Origin of the sequence: Pseudomonas sp. Snoq117.2, from assembly GCF_900110545.1 — a bacterium.
GTDB classification, from domain to species: Bacteria; Pseudomonadota; Gammaproteobacteria; order Pseudomonadales; family Pseudomonadaceae; genus Chryseomonas; species Chryseomonas benzopyrenica.
Window position 1 is genome coordinate 210648 of record NZ_FOED01000002.1, and the last position, 14883, is coordinate 225530.

The following is a 14883-nucleotide window of genomic DNA, read 5'->3' on the forward strand; positions in this document are numbered from 1 at the left end:
CATGACTGATTTCCACACCCTGGATCTGACCCGCGACCCGCGCGGCTTCGCCACCCTCTGGCTCGACCGTCCGGACCGCCACAACGCCCTGGATGCACGGATGATCGCGGAGTTGGGCACAGCGCTCACCGAGATCGCCGCCGATGCCGAGCTGCGCTTTCTACTCGTGCGCGGGCGCGGCCGGCACTTCTGCGCCGGCGCGGATCTCGCCTGGATGCAGGCGTCCGCTACCCTGGACGCGGCCGCCAATCAGGCCGACACCGAGCGCCTAGCCGAGGTGATGTATCGCCTGCAGGCCTTGCCGATGCCCACCCTCGCCGTGGTGCAGGGCGCAGCCTTTGGCGGCGCGGTAGGGCTGGTCAGCTGCTGCGACCTGGCACTGGCCGCCAGTGACGCCACCTTCTGCCTGTCGGAGGTGCGCATCGGCCTAGTGCCCGCCGTCATCGGCCCCTTCGTCATCCGCGCCCTGGGCGAACGGGCGGCCCGGCGCTACATGCTGGGTGCCGAACGCTTCTCCGGCGCGCGCGCGGCCGAGCTGGGGCTGGTGGCCGAGACCGCGCCGGCGGCCGACCTGGAGCCCCTGGTCGAGGCCTGGATCGCCCGTCTGCTGGACAACGGGCCCCAGGCGTTGCGCGCATGCAAGCGGCTGCTGGAGGGCGCTGGCGCAGGCGCCCCTCGGGCCGAGGTGCGCTCCTTCACCGAGGGCCTGATCGCCGAGGTGCGCGTCACCCCCGAAGCCCAGGAAGGCCTGCAGGCCTTCCTAGAAAAACGTCGTCCCGCCTGGCAGGAGACCTCGCCATGACCTTCGACCGTCTGCTCGTCGCCAACCGGGGCGAGATCGCCTGCCGAGTGATGCGTACCGCCAAGGCCCTGGGCCTGGGCACCGTCGCCGTGCACAGCGCCATCGACGCCAGGGCACGCCATGTGCGCCAGGCCGACCTCGCGGTAGACCTCGGGGGCGCCAAGCCAGCAGATAGCTATCTGGCCGGCGAACGCATCATCGAGGCGGCCCTCGCCACCGGCGCCCAGGCGATCCATCCGGGTTATGGCTTTCTGTCCGAGAACGCCGCCTTCGCCGAGGCGGTGGCCGCGGCGGGACTGGTCTTCGTCGGGCCGCCCGCTACGGCGATTCGCGCCATGGGCAGCAAGTCCGCCGCCAAGGCGCTGATGACCGACGCCGGGGTACCCCTGGTGCCGGGCTATCACGGCGAGGACCAGTCCCTCGCCACCTTTCGCGACGCCGCGGCGCGCATCGGCTATCCGGTCCTGCTCAAGGCCACCGCCGGCGGTGGCGGCAAGGGCATGAAGATCGTCGAGCGCGAAGCCGACCTGGCCGAGGGCCTTGCCTCGGCCCAGCGCGAAGCGCTCTCGGCCTTTGGCGATGCGCGGATGCTGGTGGAGAAGTACGTGCTGCAACCGCGCCACGTGGAGATCCAGGTCTTCGCCGACGGGCACGGCCATTGCCTCTATCTCAACGAACGCGACTGCTCCATCCAGCGCCGCCACCAGAAGGTCATCGAGGAGGCCCCCGCGCCCGGTCTTACCCCAGAATTACGCCGGGCCATGGGCGAAGCCGCGGTACAGGCGGCCCAGGCCATCGGCTATGTGGGCGCCGGTACCGTGGAATTCCTGCTCGACGCCCGCAGCGACTTCTTCTTCATGGAAATGAACACCCGGCTGCAGGTGGAACACCCGGTCACCGAGGCCATCACCGGCCTGGATCTGGTGGCCTGGCAATTGCGCGTCGCCGCCGGTGAGGCGCTGCCCCTCACCCAGGCCCAGGTACCGCTGCACGGCCATGCCATCGAGGTACGGCTCTATGCCGAGGACACCGACCAGGGCTTCCTGCCGGCCTCGGGCACCCTGCAGCTCTATCGCGAGCCGGCGGCCGGTCCGGGGCGGCGGGTGGACAGCGGCGTGGAGGAAGGCGACGAGGTCTCGCCCTTCTATGATCCCATGCTGGCCAAGCTGATCGCCTGGGGCGACAGCCGCGAACAGGCGCGCCAGCGGCTGCTGGCCATGCTGACGGAGACCGCGGTGGGCGGCTTCGCCACCAACCTGCCCTTTCTGCAGCGCTTGCTCGCCCATCCGGCCTTTGCCGCGGCCGAGCTGGACACCGGCTTCATCGAGCGTCACCGGGATGCCTTGCTGCCCGCACCCGGAGAGCTGACCGACGCCTTCTGGACCTTGGCGGCCCAGGCCTGGCTGGCGACGCTGCCGGCCGCTGCCGAGCCGACGTCTCCCTGGGCTTCCCGTCAGGGCTGGCGCCTGGGTGGACCGCCCCAGATAGCGCTGCGCCTGGCCTGTCGCGGTGAGGTGCGCGCCGTCGCCCTGCCCGGCTCAGCGGCGGTCGAGCTGAATGCTGATCGCCTCCACTGGCAGGCCGAAGGCATCCGCCAGAGCGCCCGCCTCTATCGCCGTGGGCAGACGCTGTTTCTCCAATGGCGGGAGCGCTTCGAAGCCGTCACCTGGGCCGATCCCCTCGCCGAGGTCGCGCGCCAGGCGGAGGCCGGCGGGCTCACGGCGCCAATGAACGCCAGTGTGGTCGCCGTCTCGGTAGCCGTGGGCGACACCGTGGAAGCCGGCGCGCCGCTGGTGGTGCTGGAGGCGATGAAGATGGAACACAGCATCCGCGCGCCGCGCGCCGGCGTCGTGGCCGCGCTGTTCTGCAGCCCTGGCGAGCTGGTGGCCGAGGGTACGCCCCTGGTGGAACTGGAGGAGGCGGCACCATGAGCGAGGCCCTGCCGTCCCGGGTGCGGGTGGTCGAGGTCGGGCCACGCGACGGCCTGCAGAACGAGCCCCAGGCACTGGGCATCGCCGAGCGTATCCGGCTATGCGAGGCCCTGGTCGCCAGCGGCGTGCAGCAGCTGGAAGTGGGCAGCTTCGTCTCGCCCAAGTGGGTACCGCAGATGGCCGGGACCGCCGAGGTGCTGGTGGGACTGGGCCGCCCAGCGGGCGTGGTGCGCTCGGTGCTGGTGCCCAATATGAAGGGTTTCGAGGCCGCCCTGGCGGCGGGGGTGGAGGAGATCGCCGTCTTCGCCGCCGCCTCGGAGGGCTTCTCCCAGCGCAACATCAACTGTTCCATCGCCGAGAGCCTGGCGCGCTTTGTACCCGTGGTCGAGGGCGCGCAGGCGGCGGGCATCCGGGTGCGCGGCTATGTGTCCTGCGTGCTGGGCTGTCCCTACGACGGCGAGATCGCACCCGACCAGGTGGCCAGCGTGACCCGCGAGCTGCTGGAGCTGGGCTGCGCCGAGGTTTCCCTCGGCGATACCATCGGCGTCGGTACCCCCGGCCGAACCCGGGCGCTCTGGCAGCGGCTGGGGCGGGAGGTGCCGCTCAGCCAGCTGGCCGGGCATTTCCACGACACCTATGGCCAGGCCCTGGCCAACGTCTACGCCAGCCTGCTCGAAGGGGTCGCGGTGTTCGACAGCTCCGTCGCCGGGCTCGGTGGCTGCCCCTATGCAAGCGGCGCCAGCGGCAATGTCGCCAGCGAGGACCTGGTCTATCTGCTCGACGGCCTGGGCATCGCCACCGGCCTCGACCTGGCCAAGTTGGTGGCGACGGGACAGGCCGTTTCCGCGCAGTTGGAGCGACCCTATCAGTCGCGGGTCGGCCGCGCCTGGACCGCCAGAGCGCTCGACTAGCCAGCGCTCTGGCGGACGCCCATAGCAACCGCTGGGGCTTGCTCCCATAATGGCGGTCTCTCTCATCCAAGGACCCGTTTTGGCCAGGAAGTCCCGACGCGAACTCGCCCAGCTCGATGGCACCACCGAGCTGCCCCTCACCGTGCGCGAGGTCGCCCTCGCCGCCGGGGTGTCGCCCATCACCGTGTCCCGGGCGCTGCATCGGCCGAGTCTGGTGAGCGCCGCCACTCGCGAGCACGTCCTGGCGGTGGTCAAGGAGCTGGGCTATGTGCCCAATCTGCTGGCGGGCAGCCTCGCCTCCAGCAAGAGTCGCCTGGTGGCCATCCTGCTGCCCACCATCGCCAATTCCATCTATGCCACCGTGGTGCAGGCGATCATGGAGCGGCTCACCGAGGCGGGCTACCAGGCGCTGATCGGGCCCACCGGCTATTCACCGGAAAAGGAAGAGGAACTGCTGGAAGCCATCCTCGGCCGCCGGCCCGATGGCATCGTCCTTACCGGCACCCTGCACACCCCGGCCAGTCGCGAGCGGCTGGCGGCCCTGAACATCCCGGTGGTGGAAGCCTGGGACCTGAGCGCCGAGGCCCTGGACATGCAGGTGGGCTTTTCCCATGAGCAGGTTGGCATGGCCCTGGCGGATCATTTCGTCGCCCGCGGCTATCGCCGCTTCGGGGTGATCTCGGTGGACGATCCCCGCGCCATGCGCCGCAACCTGGCGCTGCAGGCGCGGCTGGCCGAGCTGGGTATCGGCGAAGTGCCCATGGAAGTGCTGCCGCTGCCCGCCACCTGGGAGGTCGGGCGGATCGGCCTGGCGCGCCTGCTGGAACGCCCGGTGCCACCGGAACTGGCGCTGTGCAGCTCCGATACCCTGGCCCTGGGCGTGGTGGCCGAGGCCAACAGCCGCGGCCTGCGCATTCCCGAGCAGCTGGCGGTGATGGGTTTCGGCGACACCACCAATGGCCGCTTCGCGACCCCGGCGCTGTCCACCGTCAGCGTCAACGCCGATGTCATGGGCCGCAGCGTCGCCCAGTCGCTGCTCGACCGGCTCGCCGGCGAGCGGACCGCGGTCAATCTCGACACCGGTTTCGTTCTCATCGAGCGCCAGAGCTCCTAACGGGTTTTTTGCACCCGACCACAGATTTACCGGTTGAATGATAGCGTTATCTGTTTAATGATAACGCTATCGTTGTCAGACGACTTACAACATAAGACCGCTGCTCGATCTCCGCCCGCACACAAAAACAAACCAGTGGGAGCTCTCCATGCAAGAAACCAAGCAGACGCGCGTCCGCTATCTGATCCTGTTCATGCTGTTCGTCGTGACCACGATCAACTATGCCGACCGCGCCACCATTTCCATCGCCGGCTCCGCCCTGCAAAAAGACCTCGGCATCAGTGCCGTCTCCCTCGGCTACATCTTCTCCGCCTTTGGTTGGGCCTATGTGCTCGGTCAGATCCCGGGCGGCTGGTTGCTGGATCGCTTCGGTTCGAAGAAGGTCTATGCGGCGAGTATCTTCACCTGGTCGGTGTTCACCTTGCTGCAAGGCTACATCGGTGAATTCGGCATCGGCACCGCGGTATTCCTGCTGTTCGCCCTGAGATTCATGGTCGGTCTGGCCGAGGCGCCCTCCTTCCCCGGCAACGCCCGCATCGTCGCCGCCTGGTTCCCCACCAAGGAGCGCGGTACCGCCTCGGCGATCTTCAACTCGGCGCAATACTTCGCCACCGTGCTGTTCGCACCGCTGATGGGCTGGATCGTCTATCACTTCGGCTGGCAGCACGTCTTCGTGGTGATGGGCGTCTTGGGCATCGCCTTCTCGGCGGTCTGGATGGCGGTGATCTACAGCCCCCGTGAACATCCCCGGGTCAATGCCGCCGAAGTCGAGTACATCGCCAGCAACGGCGGCCTGGTCGACCTGGACACCCCCGGCAAGAAGAGCGAAGGCCCGAAGTGGAGCTACATCGGCCAGCTGCTGACCAATCGCATGATGGCCGGCATCTACCTGGGCCAATTCTGCATCAACGCCCTCACCTACTTCTTCCTGACCTGGTTCCCCGTGTACCTGGTGCAGGAACGCGGCATGACCATCCTCAAGGCCGGCATCATCGCCTCCCTGCCGGCCATCTGCGGCTTCATCGGCGGCGTGCTGGGCGGGGTGATCTCCGACTATCTGCTGCGTCGCGGCAACAGCCTGAGCGTGGCACGCAAGACCCCCATCGTCGCCGGCATGCTGCTGTCGATGAGCATGATCCTCTGCAATTACGTCGACGCCGACTGGATGGTGGTGGGCTTCATGGCCATGGCCTTCTTCGGCAAGGGTATCGGCGCCCTGGGCTGGGCGGTGGTGTCCGACACCTCACCCAAGCAGATCGCCGGCCTTTCCGGTGGCCTGTTCAACACCATCGGCAACCTGTCCTCCATCACCACCCCAATCATCATCGGCTACATCATCGCCGCCACCGGCTCCTTCAAGATGGCCCTGGTGTTCGTCGGCGCCAATGCCCTGGTGGCCGCCATCAGTTATCTGTTCGTCGTGGGCGAGATCAAGCGCGTCGAGTTGCGTGGGGTACCCACGCCGCCCGCCGAAGCCCCGCTCGCCGCTGAAACCTCTCGCTGATCGACAAGGAGCCCGACCATGACTCAATTCAATGCCACCCCGGCCCTGCACACCGGCACCCCGGTGGTCACCTCCCTAGAGGTCGTCCCCGTCGCCGGCCAGGACAGCATGCTGCTCAACCTCAGCGGCGCCCACGGCCCCTACTTCACCCGCAACGTGCTGATCCTCAAGGACAACGCCGGTCGCACCGGCGTCGGCGAGGTGCCCGGCGGCGAGACCATCCGCCAGACGCTGGAAGACGCCCGCCAATTCCTGATCGGCCAGCCGTTGGGCCAGTACCAGCGCATCCTCGGCCAGGTCCGCCAGGCCTTCGCCGGCCGCGATGCCAGCGGTCGTGGCCTGCAGACCTTCGATCTGCGGGTCACCATCCACGCGGTGACCGCCATCGAAGCCGCCCTGCTCGACCTGCTCGGTCAGCACCTGGAGGTGCCGGTGGCCGCCCTGCTCGGCGAAGGTCAGCAGCGCGATGCCGTGGAGATGCTCGGTTACCTGTTCTATGTCGGCGACCGCAACAAGACCACGCTGGACTATCGCAGCGAAGCCGAGAGCGACGACGCCTGGTTCCGCGTGCGCAACGAAGAGGCCCTGACCCCCGAGACGGTGGTGCGACTGGCCGAGGCCGCCTATGACCGCTACGGCTTCAAGGACTTCAAGCTCAAGGGCGGCGTGCTCAGCGGCGACGCCGAGATCGAGGCGGTCACCGCCCTGGCCGAGCGCTTCCCCGAGGCACGCGTGACCCTGGACCCCAACGGCGCCTGGTCGCTCAAGGAAGCCATCCGCCTGTGCCGCGACCAGCACCACGTACTGGCCTATGCCGAGGATCCCTGTGGCGCCGAGAACGGCTATTCCGGACGCGAGGTGATGGCCGAATTCCGTCGCGCCACCGGCCTGCCCACCGCCACCAACATGATCGCCACCGACTGGCGCCAGATGGGTCACGCCATCCAGCTGCAATCGGTGGACATCCCCCTGGCCGATCCGCACTTCTGGACCATGCAGGGCTCGGTGCGGGTGGCGCAGATGTGCAACGACTGGGGCCTGACCTGGGGTTCGCACTCCAACAACCACTTCGACATCTCCCTGGCCATGTTCACCCACGTCGCCGCCGCGGCGCCGGGCAAGATCACCGCCATCGACACCCACTGGATCTGGCAGGACGGTCAACGCCTCACCCGCCAGCCCCTGGAGATCAAGGGCGGCCTGGTCGAGGTGCCGCAGCAGGGTGGCCTGGGCGTGGAGCTGGACCTGGACGCCCTCGCCCGCGCCCACGAGCTGTACAAGACCAAGGGCCTGGGCGCGCGGGACGACGCCATGGCCATGCAATTCCTCTCGCCCAACTGGACCTTCGATAACAAGAAGCCCTGCCTGGTGCGCTAGGCCCTCGGCCCGCCAACAGCGCCCGCTCCGGACTCTCCGGGGCGGGCGCTGTTTCCGTTCCAGCGTCCGAAACATCGTTTTACACCTACCGATAGCCTGCTAAGCGTCCGTTAAGCTCACCGGATCGACACTGATCCCAAGGTATCTCGCAACCCTGCCCGATACCCCCGCGGTTCCAGTCACTTTCGTATCCGGGAGAAGCACATGAACCTCAAGCCTCGTATCGCCAAGAGCCTTCTCGTCCTGACCCTCGCCTCGGTGTTTTCCACCGCCGCCCTGGCCGACACCCGACCCGACATCGCCACCCAGCAGGTCGCCACCCTGCCGGCGATCTCCCAGCAGGGCCAGCAGGCCTTCATGGACGTGGTCGCCGCCCGCCAGGACCTCTTCGAGGCCCATGTCTATCAGGCCAAGCAGCAACTGGCCGCCGCCGAAAGCGCGCTGCAGACCGCCCAAACCGACAAGACCGCCTACCTCAAGTCGGCCAGGGACCTGCGGGGTCAGGACGGCAAACTCATGCAGGTCTCCGCGCAGGACGCCAAGGCCACGTCCTGGCTGCCGATCTGGAGCGGCATGGCGCTGCGTGACGACTATGTCGCCACCCCGGCCAAGAACCAGGCCGTGGCCCAGGCCAACGAGAAGATCCAGCAGGGCGACACCCAGGGCGCTGGCGCGATCCTCAAGGTGGCCGGCGTCGACGTCGACTACTCCACCGCCGTGCTGCCGGCCCAGGAAACCCTGGACCTGGTGCACAGGGCCAACCAGGAGCTCAGTCATGAGCAATACTGGCAGGCCAACCTGACGCTCAAGCAGGTGCAGAACAGCCTGAGATTCGACAACGCCAACGTCGACGTGACCCCCACCAGCTGGTTCTCCAAAACCACCTCGATCTTCACCCCGGTCGACAAGACCTGAGCCGGTCGCAAGCACCTGAGCTCAACGGAATCGTTAACTTCAGCGTAACGTTTCCGCCCTCAGGTTGATTGAACGCCCGGCAGTCGAAGGCTAGGGTGGCTCCACGACAGGTGATTCGTGGAGACCCCAATGACAACGACATCCTCCCCACCGGCTCGGATCGCCAGGCGCCGCAGCGACAAGCAGCAGCGCCTGGACCGGGTGGCTGCGCTGGCCGATGGCAAGGTGCTGCCCACCGCCTCCATCGTCGCGGCCCTGGAACAGTTGCTCGCCCCCGGCGACCGGGTGGTGCTGGAAGGCAACAACCAGAAGCAGGCCGATTTCCTCTCCCGCAGCCTCGCCCAGGTCGATCCGGCCCGGCTGCACGACCTGCACATGATCATGCCCAGCGTCGGTCGCGCCGAGCACCTGGACCTGTTTGAGCGCGGCATCGCCCGCAAGCTGGACTTCTCCTTTGCCGGCACCCAGAGCCTGAGGATCAGCCAGCTGCTGGAGGACGGCCTACTGGAAGTCGGCGCCATCCACACCTACATCGAACTCTATGCCCGGCTGCTGGTGGACCTGATTCCCAAGGTGGTGCTCAGCGCCGGCTTCATGGCCGATCGCGCCGGCAACATCTATACCGGCCCTAGCACCGAGGATAGCCCGGCGCTGATCGAGCCGGCGGCCTTCAGCGACGGCATCGTCATCGTCCAGGTCAACCAGTTGGTGGACGACGTGTCCGAACTGCCGCGAGTCGACATCCCGGCGGACTGGGTGGATTTCGTGGTGGTGGCCGACCGGCCCTTCTATATCGAGCCGCTGTTCACCCGCGATCCGCGCCACATCAAGCCGGTCCACGTGCTGATGGCGATGATGGCGATCCGCGGCATCTACGAACGCCACCAGGTGCAGTCGCTCAACCATGGCATCGGCTTCAACACCGCGGCCATCGAACTGATCCTGCCCACCTACGGCGAGCGCCTGGGCCTCAAGGGCAAGATCTGCCGGCACTGGACCCTCAATCCCCACCCCACGCTGATCCCGGCCATCGAGAGCGGCTGGGTGGAAAGCGTGCACTGCTTTGGCACCGAACTGGGCATGGAGGGCTATATCGCCCAGCGCCCGGACGTCTTCTTCACCGGTCGCGATGGCTCGCTCCGCTCCAACCGGCTGCTCTGCCAGCTGGCCGGCCAGTACGCCGTGGACCTCTTCATCGGCGCCACCCTGCAGGTGGATGGCGACGGCCATTCCTCCACCGTGACGCGGGGTCGCCTGGCCGGCTTCGGTGGCGCGCCCAACATGGGCCATGATCCGCACGGTCGGCGTCACCCCACCCCGGCCTGGCTGGACATGCGGCAGCAGACCGGCGACGGCGCACCGGCCCTGCTCGAACGCGGCAGGAAGCTGGTGGTGCAGATGGTCGAGACCTTCCAGGAAGGCGGCAAGCCCACCTTCGTCGACACCCTGGATGCGGTGGACGTCGCGCGCAAGAGCGGCATGCCGCTGGCGCCCATCATGGTCTATGGCGACGACGTGACCCACCTGCTCACCGAGGAAGGCATCGCCTATCTCTACCGCGCCCGCTCCCTGGAAGAGCGCCGCGCGATGATCGCCGCCGTGGCCGGGGTCACCGCCATCGGCCTGCGCAGCGATCCGGCCGAGGCCCGCCGCCTGCGCGAGGAAGGCCTGGTGGCCCTGCCCGAGGACCTCGGCATCCGCCGCACCGATGCCAGTCGCGAGCTGCTCGCGGCCAAGAGCATCGGCGAGCTGGTGGAGTGGTCCGGCGGTCTCTATCAACCCCCGGCCAAGTTCAGGAGCTGGTGATGCGCGCCCTCGCCCGCCGTACCTCATCGCCCGCCGAGCGCCTGGCCGAGTTGGCCGTATCCGCCCTGGTGGACGAAGCCGAACTCTCGCCCAAGCCGGCCCTGGTGGATCGCCGCGGCCAGGGCGCCCACAGTGACCTTACCCTTGGCCTGATGCTGACCTCGGCCCAGGCCCTGCAGCCCTGTTTCCAGGCCATGGCCGAAGCCGCCGAGCGAGGGCTGCCCGCCGCCGAACTGCGCTGCCTGATCGGCCAACTGGGGCGTGACGGCGAAGCCGCCATGCTGCAGGTCACCGGCGGGGTCAATACCCATCGCGGCGCCATCTGGGCGCTGGGGCTGCTGGTGACGGCGGCGGTACATGAACGTCCGACTTCTGCCCAGGCGCTGTGCCTGGCGGCCGGTCGCCTGGCCAGCCTGCCCGATCCGGACGCGCCCCAGGCCGCGCCCAGTCATGGCCAAAGCGTCGCCCAGCGCTACGGCGTCGGCGGCGCCCGGGCCGAGGCCGCCGCGGGCTTTCCCGCCATCCACCAGCGCGGCCTGCCGCAGCTGCGCGCCAGCCGCCAGGCCGGTGCCGGCGAGCAGAACGCTCGCCTGGATGCGCTTCTGGCCATCATGACCGCGCTGGACGATACCTGTGTGTTGCACCGTGCCGGCCCTGCGGCCCTCACCACCATGCAGCAGGGCGCCCGCGCCGTGCTGCAGGCCGGGGGCAGCGCCAGTCTCGGCGGGCGCCGCCAGCTGCTGACGCTGGACCGCCAATTGCTGGCCGCCAATGCCTCCCCCGGCGGCGCCGCCGATCTGCTGGCCGCCACCCTTCTCGTCGATCGCCTGGAGCCCCGGCTCCCTGGAGACCTCTGATGGAACACTTCACCTGCAGCTATCCGGCCAGCCAGCGCCGCCAGGGTCGCGCCCTGGTCGGCTGTGTCGGTTCGGGGGACCTGGAGGTCCTGCTCGAACCCGCCACGGCCGATTTCACCCTCAAGGTGACCACCTCGGTCAACGGCAGCGAACCGCGCTGGCGCGCCCTCTTCGACCGGCTGTTCGCCACCCGCGAGGACCTGCCGGCGCTGACCCTGGACATCCATGACTTCGGCGCCACCCCGGGCGTGGTACGCCTGCGCCTGGAACAGGGCCTGGAAACCCTCGACCTGGAGGACAGCACCCATGGCTGAAGCCCCTCTTCCCGATGTCCAGGAGCTGCTGCACAGCCGCAGCTTCGTCGAACTCGGCGCCCGCGAGCGGGCCCGTGTGGTGCTCGATGCCGGCAGCTTTCGCGAGCTGGTCGGGCCCTTCGAACGGCTGATGTCGCCGTGGCTGCCCAAGCAGGGCATCGTCTGCCAGGCCGATGACGGCGTGGTGGCGGCCAAGGGGCTGATCGACGGCCAGCCCGCGGTGGTCTGCGCCATCGAGGGCGCCTTCCAGGGTGGCAGCATGGGCGAGGTGGGCGGCGCCAAGATCGCCGGTGCCCTGGAGCTGGCGTTGGAAGACAACCTCGCGGGCATCCCGACCCGCGCCGTGCTGCTGCTGGAAACCGGCGGCGTGCGCCTGCAGGAGGCCAATCTGGGGCTGGCCGCCATCGCCGAGATCCAGGCGGCCATCGTTGCCTTGCGCTCGCATCAGCCGGTCATCGGCGTCATCGCTGGCAGCGTCGGCTGCTTTGGTGGCATGTCCATCGCCGCCGGCCTGTGCACCCAACTGATAGTCACCCGCGAGGCACGCCTGGGACTCAACGGTCCCCAGGTGATCGAGCAGGAAGCCGGCATCGAGGAATACGATTCCCGCGACCGCCCCTTCATCTGGAGCCTGACCGGCGGCGAACAGCGGGTCGCCACGGGCCTGGCCGACATCTTCGTTGCCGACGACAGCGCCGCCGTGACCACCGCCATCCGCCAGGGCTTCACCCAGGGCGTTGCCGCCCCTCTGCGCAGCCAGCGGGCCGACCACTACCTGACGCGCCTCGTCGATCTCGATACCCGTCCCCAGGCGGACGCCGCCGCGGTCCGCCACCTCTATGCCGGAGACCAGCCATGAGCACCCAGCCTTCGCAACGCGGCCTGACCTGGTTCCAGGCCCTGGCCAGCCAGGGTGAAACCGTCACGGGCCTGCCCGCCTCCCTGCGCGTCGCCGACCTCGAACTGGCCGGCCGGCCCGCACGCTGGCTGGCGGTGGTAGCGGATGCCGAGAATCCCTTTCCCCGGGCCCGGCAGGGCGAGGTCGGCCTGCTGGAAGGTTGGGGCCTGGCCCGAGCCATTCAGCAGGCCATCGCCGAGGATGCTGGCACCCCGGTGAAACGCACCCTGATCGCCCTGGTGGATGTGCCCAGCCAGGCCTACGGTCGCCGCGAGGAGGCCTATGGCATCCACCAGGCCCTGGCCGGCGCCGCGGGTGCCTATGCCGAGGCGCGCCTGGCCGGACACCCGGTGCTGGGCCTGCTGGTAGGCAAGGCCATGTCCGGGGGTTTTCTCGCCCATGGCTACCAGGCCAATCGCCTGCTGGCCCTGCGCGATCCCCAGGTGCAGGTGCATGCCATGGGCAAGGCCTCGGCGGCGCGGGTGACCCTGCGCAGCGTCGAAGACTTGGAGCGCCTGGCCGCCGACATCCCGCCCATGGCCTACGACCTGGACAGCTATGCCTCCCTGGGCCTGCTCTGGCGGCAGCTGGAGGTCGGCCAGCCCGACCAGCCCTCGACCGAAGATCTGGAGCAGGTACGCCAGGCCTTGGCCGAGGCCCAGGCCGATGTGCTCGCCAGCGGCGCCACCGATCTCAAACTGCGCCTGGACGGCGCCAACCGCGCGGCCTCTCGCGCAGTACGCGATCGCCTACGGGCGGGATGGAGCGCGTGATGAGCGGGCGGATGGGCCCGTTGGGCTTCGCTGGCGCTCAACCCAACCTACGGGACACCTGTGTAGGTTGGGTTGAGCGACGCGAAGCCCAACACAGGCCCCACGACCTCCTATGGGGCCTGACCCCGGATACCCTTCCCGCGGACGCCCCCACCTGGGCCCACCAGATCGCCCAGGCTGGCCTGCCCGTAGTGGTCCGCCGAACCGCACCCGAGGCCGGCCGTATCCCGGTCGGCCTGCGCGGCGCTACCCGCGCCGAGCGCTTGGCGGCCTGGCTTGTACCAGCCGCCGTAGTGCAACAGCGCGGGCCTGAAAACCTGCGGATCACGACCGGCTGCCGCGATCTACCGGTCTTCGACACCCTGGCCCGCGTGCAAACCCTGCTGGATGACCTGAACCTGCCCTGGGGTCCTACCGGCGCTGCGGGCTACGAACTGGCCTCCGGCTGGCCGGCGCTGCATGCCGGGAGCGATCTGGATCTGCTGATCCGCTGCACCGCCCCGCTGCCGCGCGACCAGGCGCGGGCCCTGCTGGCGTCGCTGCAGGCGCAGGCACAGTGCCGGCTAGATATCCTCCTGGAGACCCCGCTCGGCGGCGTCGCCCTGGCCGATTGGGCCGGAGACGCCCCACGCGTGCTGCTCAAGACCGCGGCCGGTCCCCAGTTGGTGAGCGATCCCTGGCCGGAGGCGCGCGCCGCATGAGTACCCTCTTCCAGTTTCCCGGCCAGGGCGCCCAGCGTCCCGGCATGCTGCACGCCCTGCCCGAGGACCCCGAGGTCCGGCGCACCTTGGCGGAGGCCGCCGCGGTACTGGACCTCGATCCTTTGAACCTGGACTCCGCCCAGGCCCTGGAACACACCCGCGCCGTGCAGCTGTGCCTGCTGATCGCCGGCGTCGCCACGGCGCGCCTGCTGCTGAGCCGCGGACCAGAGCCACAGCTGGTGGCCGGGCTGTCCATCGGTGCCTATGCCGCGGCGGTGGTGGCCGAGGCCCTGGACTTCGCCGACGCTCTGCGCCTGGTGGCCCTTCGTGGCGAGCTGATGCAGACGGCCTATCCCAAGGGCTACGGCATGCTGGCCATACTTGGGCTGGACCGCGGCACGGTGGAGGGCCTGGTCGCCAATCACCATCGGCCTGACGCGCCGCTGTACCTGGCCAATGCCAATGCCGAGCAGCAATACGTGGTCGCGGGCAGCGATGTCGGCCTGGCCGTGCTGACCGAGGCAGCGCGTGCCCAGGGCGCCGCAGCGGCCAAGCGCCTGGTCATGAGCGTGCCGTCCCACTGCCCGCTGCTCGCCGAAGCCGCCCAGACTCTTGACCAGGCCTTTGCCGAGGTCGAGCTACGCGCGCCCCGGCTGGCCTATCTGAGCGGTACCTCGGCACGACGGCTGGTGCGTGCCGAGCAGTTACGCGACGACCTGGCCTTCAACATGGCGCGGCCCATCGAATGGCACGCCGCCCTGGAAGCCGCTCGCGAGCGCGGCGTGCGGCTGGCCATCGAACTGGCGCCCGGCAGCGTCCTCAGCCAACTGGCCAAACGCGTCTTGCCCGCCAGCGGCGTGCTGGCCTGGCAGGACACCCATCCTGACACCCTGGACGCGCTCAGGCGCGAGGAGGCGGCACGACTGGACTGAGCAATCCCCATACGGCGGCTGCCCTCACCCCAGCCCTCTCCCCGAGGG

General features: G+C 69.0%; 14 protein-coding genes. All 14 read left to right on the forward strand.

Features of this window, described 5'->3' with window-relative positions; all coding sequences use genetic code 11:
* Position 1 precedes the first annotated feature (1 nt).
* The 14 genes from BMZ43_RS06905 (at position 2) to mdcH (ending at position 14835) form a co-directional block, all read left to right on the forward strand.
* On the forward strand, positions 2-802 hold the full coding sequence (locus BMZ43_RS06905; protein ID WP_093251466.1) for an enoyl-CoA hydratase-related protein: 801 nt from the start codon (positions 2-4) through the stop codon (positions 800-802).
* Positions 799-2733, forward strand: a complete 1935-nt coding sequence (locus BMZ43_RS06910; protein WP_093251478.1) for an acetyl-CoA carboxylase biotin carboxylase subunit — start codon at positions 799-801, stop codon at positions 2731-2733. Before BMZ43_RS06905 ends, BMZ43_RS06910 begins: the two co-directional genes overlap by 4 nt.
* Entirely contained in the window at positions 2730-3644 is a 915-nt protein-coding gene (locus BMZ43_RS06915; RefSeq protein ID WP_093251483.1) for a hydroxymethylglutaryl-CoA lyase, read from the forward strand. Before BMZ43_RS06910 ends, BMZ43_RS06915 begins: the two co-directional genes overlap by 4 nt.
* Positions 3645-3723: 79 nt before the next feature.
* Complete coding sequence (locus tag BMZ43_RS06920; RefSeq protein WP_093251488.1) at positions 3724-4758, forward strand: LacI family DNA-binding transcriptional regulator; 1035 nt, start codon at positions 3724-3726, stop codon at positions 4756-4758.
* Positions 4759-4906: 148 nt separating this feature from the next.
* A complete protein-coding gene (locus BMZ43_RS06925; RefSeq protein WP_017640446.1) occupies positions 4907-6262 on the forward strand; it encodes an MFS transporter in 1356 nt (451 codons plus the stop codon).
* Between the two features lie 18 nt (positions 6263-6280).
* Positions 6281-7639: a glucarate dehydratase gene (gene gudD, locus BMZ43_RS06930; RefSeq protein WP_017640445.1), complete on the forward strand. Its 1359-nt coding sequence runs from the start codon at positions 6281-6283 to the stop codon at positions 7637-7639.
* A gap of 204 nt (positions 7640-7843) precedes the next feature.
* Positions 7844-8554 carry a YfdX family protein gene (locus BMZ43_RS06935; RefSeq protein ID WP_093251492.1) on the forward strand — a complete coding sequence of 237 codons (711 nt, stop codon included), beginning with the start codon at positions 7844-7846 and terminating at the stop codon, positions 8552-8554.
* A 129-nt stretch (positions 8555-8683) separates the two neighbouring features.
* On the forward strand, positions 8684-10360 hold the full coding sequence (gene mdcA, locus BMZ43_RS06940; RefSeq protein WP_093251497.1) for a malonate decarboxylase subunit alpha: 1677 nt from the start codon (positions 8684-8686) through the stop codon (positions 10358-10360).
* Positions 10360-11217, forward strand: a complete 858-nt coding sequence (locus BMZ43_RS06945; protein ID WP_093251501.1) for a triphosphoribosyl-dephospho-CoA synthase — start codon at positions 10360-10362, stop codon at positions 11215-11217. Before mdcA ends, BMZ43_RS06945 begins: the two co-directional genes overlap by 1 nt.
* Positions 11217-11531 carry a malonate decarboxylase subunit delta gene (locus tag BMZ43_RS06950; RefSeq protein WP_017641175.1) on the forward strand — a complete coding sequence of 105 codons (315 nt, stop codon included), beginning with the start codon at positions 11217-11219 and terminating at the stop codon, positions 11529-11531. Before BMZ43_RS06945 ends, BMZ43_RS06950 begins: the two co-directional genes overlap by 1 nt.
* Positions 11524-12390: a biotin-independent malonate decarboxylase subunit beta gene (locus BMZ43_RS06955; RefSeq protein ID WP_093251505.1), complete on the forward strand. Its 867-nt coding sequence runs from the start codon at positions 11524-11526 to the stop codon at positions 12388-12390. Before BMZ43_RS06950 ends, BMZ43_RS06955 begins: the two co-directional genes overlap by 8 nt.
* A complete protein-coding gene (gene mdcE, locus BMZ43_RS06960; RefSeq protein ID WP_093251510.1) occupies positions 12387-13202 on the forward strand; it encodes a biotin-independent malonate decarboxylase subunit gamma in 816 nt (271 codons plus the stop codon). The genes BMZ43_RS06955 and mdcE overlap by 4 nt, the downstream gene beginning before the upstream one ends.
* Positions 13202-13903: a malonate decarboxylase holo-ACP synthase gene (locus BMZ43_RS06965; RefSeq protein WP_256562884.1), complete on the forward strand. Its 702-nt coding sequence runs from the start codon at positions 13202-13204 to the stop codon at positions 13901-13903. The genes mdcE and BMZ43_RS06965 overlap by 1 nt, the downstream gene beginning before the upstream one ends.
* Positions 13900-14835 carry a malonate decarboxylase subunit epsilon gene (mdcH, locus tag BMZ43_RS06970; RefSeq protein ID WP_093251520.1) on the forward strand — a complete coding sequence of 312 codons (936 nt, stop codon included), beginning with the start codon at positions 13900-13902 and terminating at the stop codon, positions 14833-14835. Before BMZ43_RS06965 ends, mdcH begins: the two co-directional genes overlap by 4 nt.
* Positions 14836-14883: the final 48 nt, after the last annotated feature.

What these genes read in the sequence shown, in the direction of transcription:
- BMZ43_RS06910 (WP_093251478.1), top strand. Translation starts at nt 799, where the DNA reads ATGACCTTCGACCGTCTGCTCGTCGCCAACCGGGGCGAGATCGCCTGC.
- BMZ43_RS06935 (WP_093251492.1), top strand. Translation starts at nt 7,844, where the DNA reads ATGAACCTCAAGCCTCGTATCGCCAAGAGCCTTCTCGTCCTGACCCTC.
- BMZ43_RS06945 (WP_093251501.1), top strand. Translation starts at nt 10,360, where the DNA reads ATGCGCGCCCTCGCCCGCCGTACCTCATCGCCCGCCGAGCGCCTGGCC.
- BMZ43_RS06965 (WP_256562884.1), top strand. Translation starts at nt 13,202, where the DNA reads ATGAGCGGGCGGATGGGCCCGTTGGGCTTCGCTGGCGCTCAACCCAAC.
- BMZ43_RS06915 (WP_093251483.1), top strand. Translation starts at nt 2,730, where the DNA reads ATGAGCGAGGCCCTGCCGTCCCGGGTGCGGGTGGTCGAGGTCGGGCCA.
- BMZ43_RS06955 (WP_093251505.1), top strand. Translation starts at nt 11,524, where the DNA reads ATGGCTGAAGCCCCTCTTCCCGATGTCCAGGAGCTGCTGCACAGCCGC.
- BMZ43_RS06925 (WP_017640446.1), top strand. Translation starts at nt 4,907, where the DNA reads ATGCAAGAAACCAAGCAGACGCGCGTCCGCTATCTGATCCTGTTCATG.
- BMZ43_RS06905 (WP_093251466.1), top strand. Translation starts at nt 2, where the DNA reads ATGACTGATTTCCACACCCTGGATCTGACCCGCGACCCGCGCGGCTTC.
- BMZ43_RS06950 (WP_017641175.1), top strand. Translation starts at nt 11,217, where the DNA reads ATGGAACACTTCACCTGCAGCTATCCGGCCAGCCAGCGCCGCCAGGGT.
- mdcA (WP_093251497.1), top strand. Translation starts at nt 8,684, where the DNA reads ATGACAACGACATCCTCCCCACCGGCTCGGATCGCCAGGCGCCGCAGC.
- mdcH (WP_093251520.1), top strand. Translation starts at nt 13,900, where the DNA reads ATGAGTACCCTCTTCCAGTTTCCCGGCCAGGGCGCCCAGCGTCCCGGC.
- mdcE (WP_093251510.1), top strand. Translation starts at nt 12,387, where the DNA reads ATGAGCACCCAGCCTTCGCAACGCGGCCTGACCTGGTTCCAGGCCCTG.
- gudD (WP_017640445.1), top strand. Translation starts at nt 6,281, where the DNA reads ATGACTCAATTCAATGCCACCCCGGCCCTGCACACCGGCACCCCGGTG.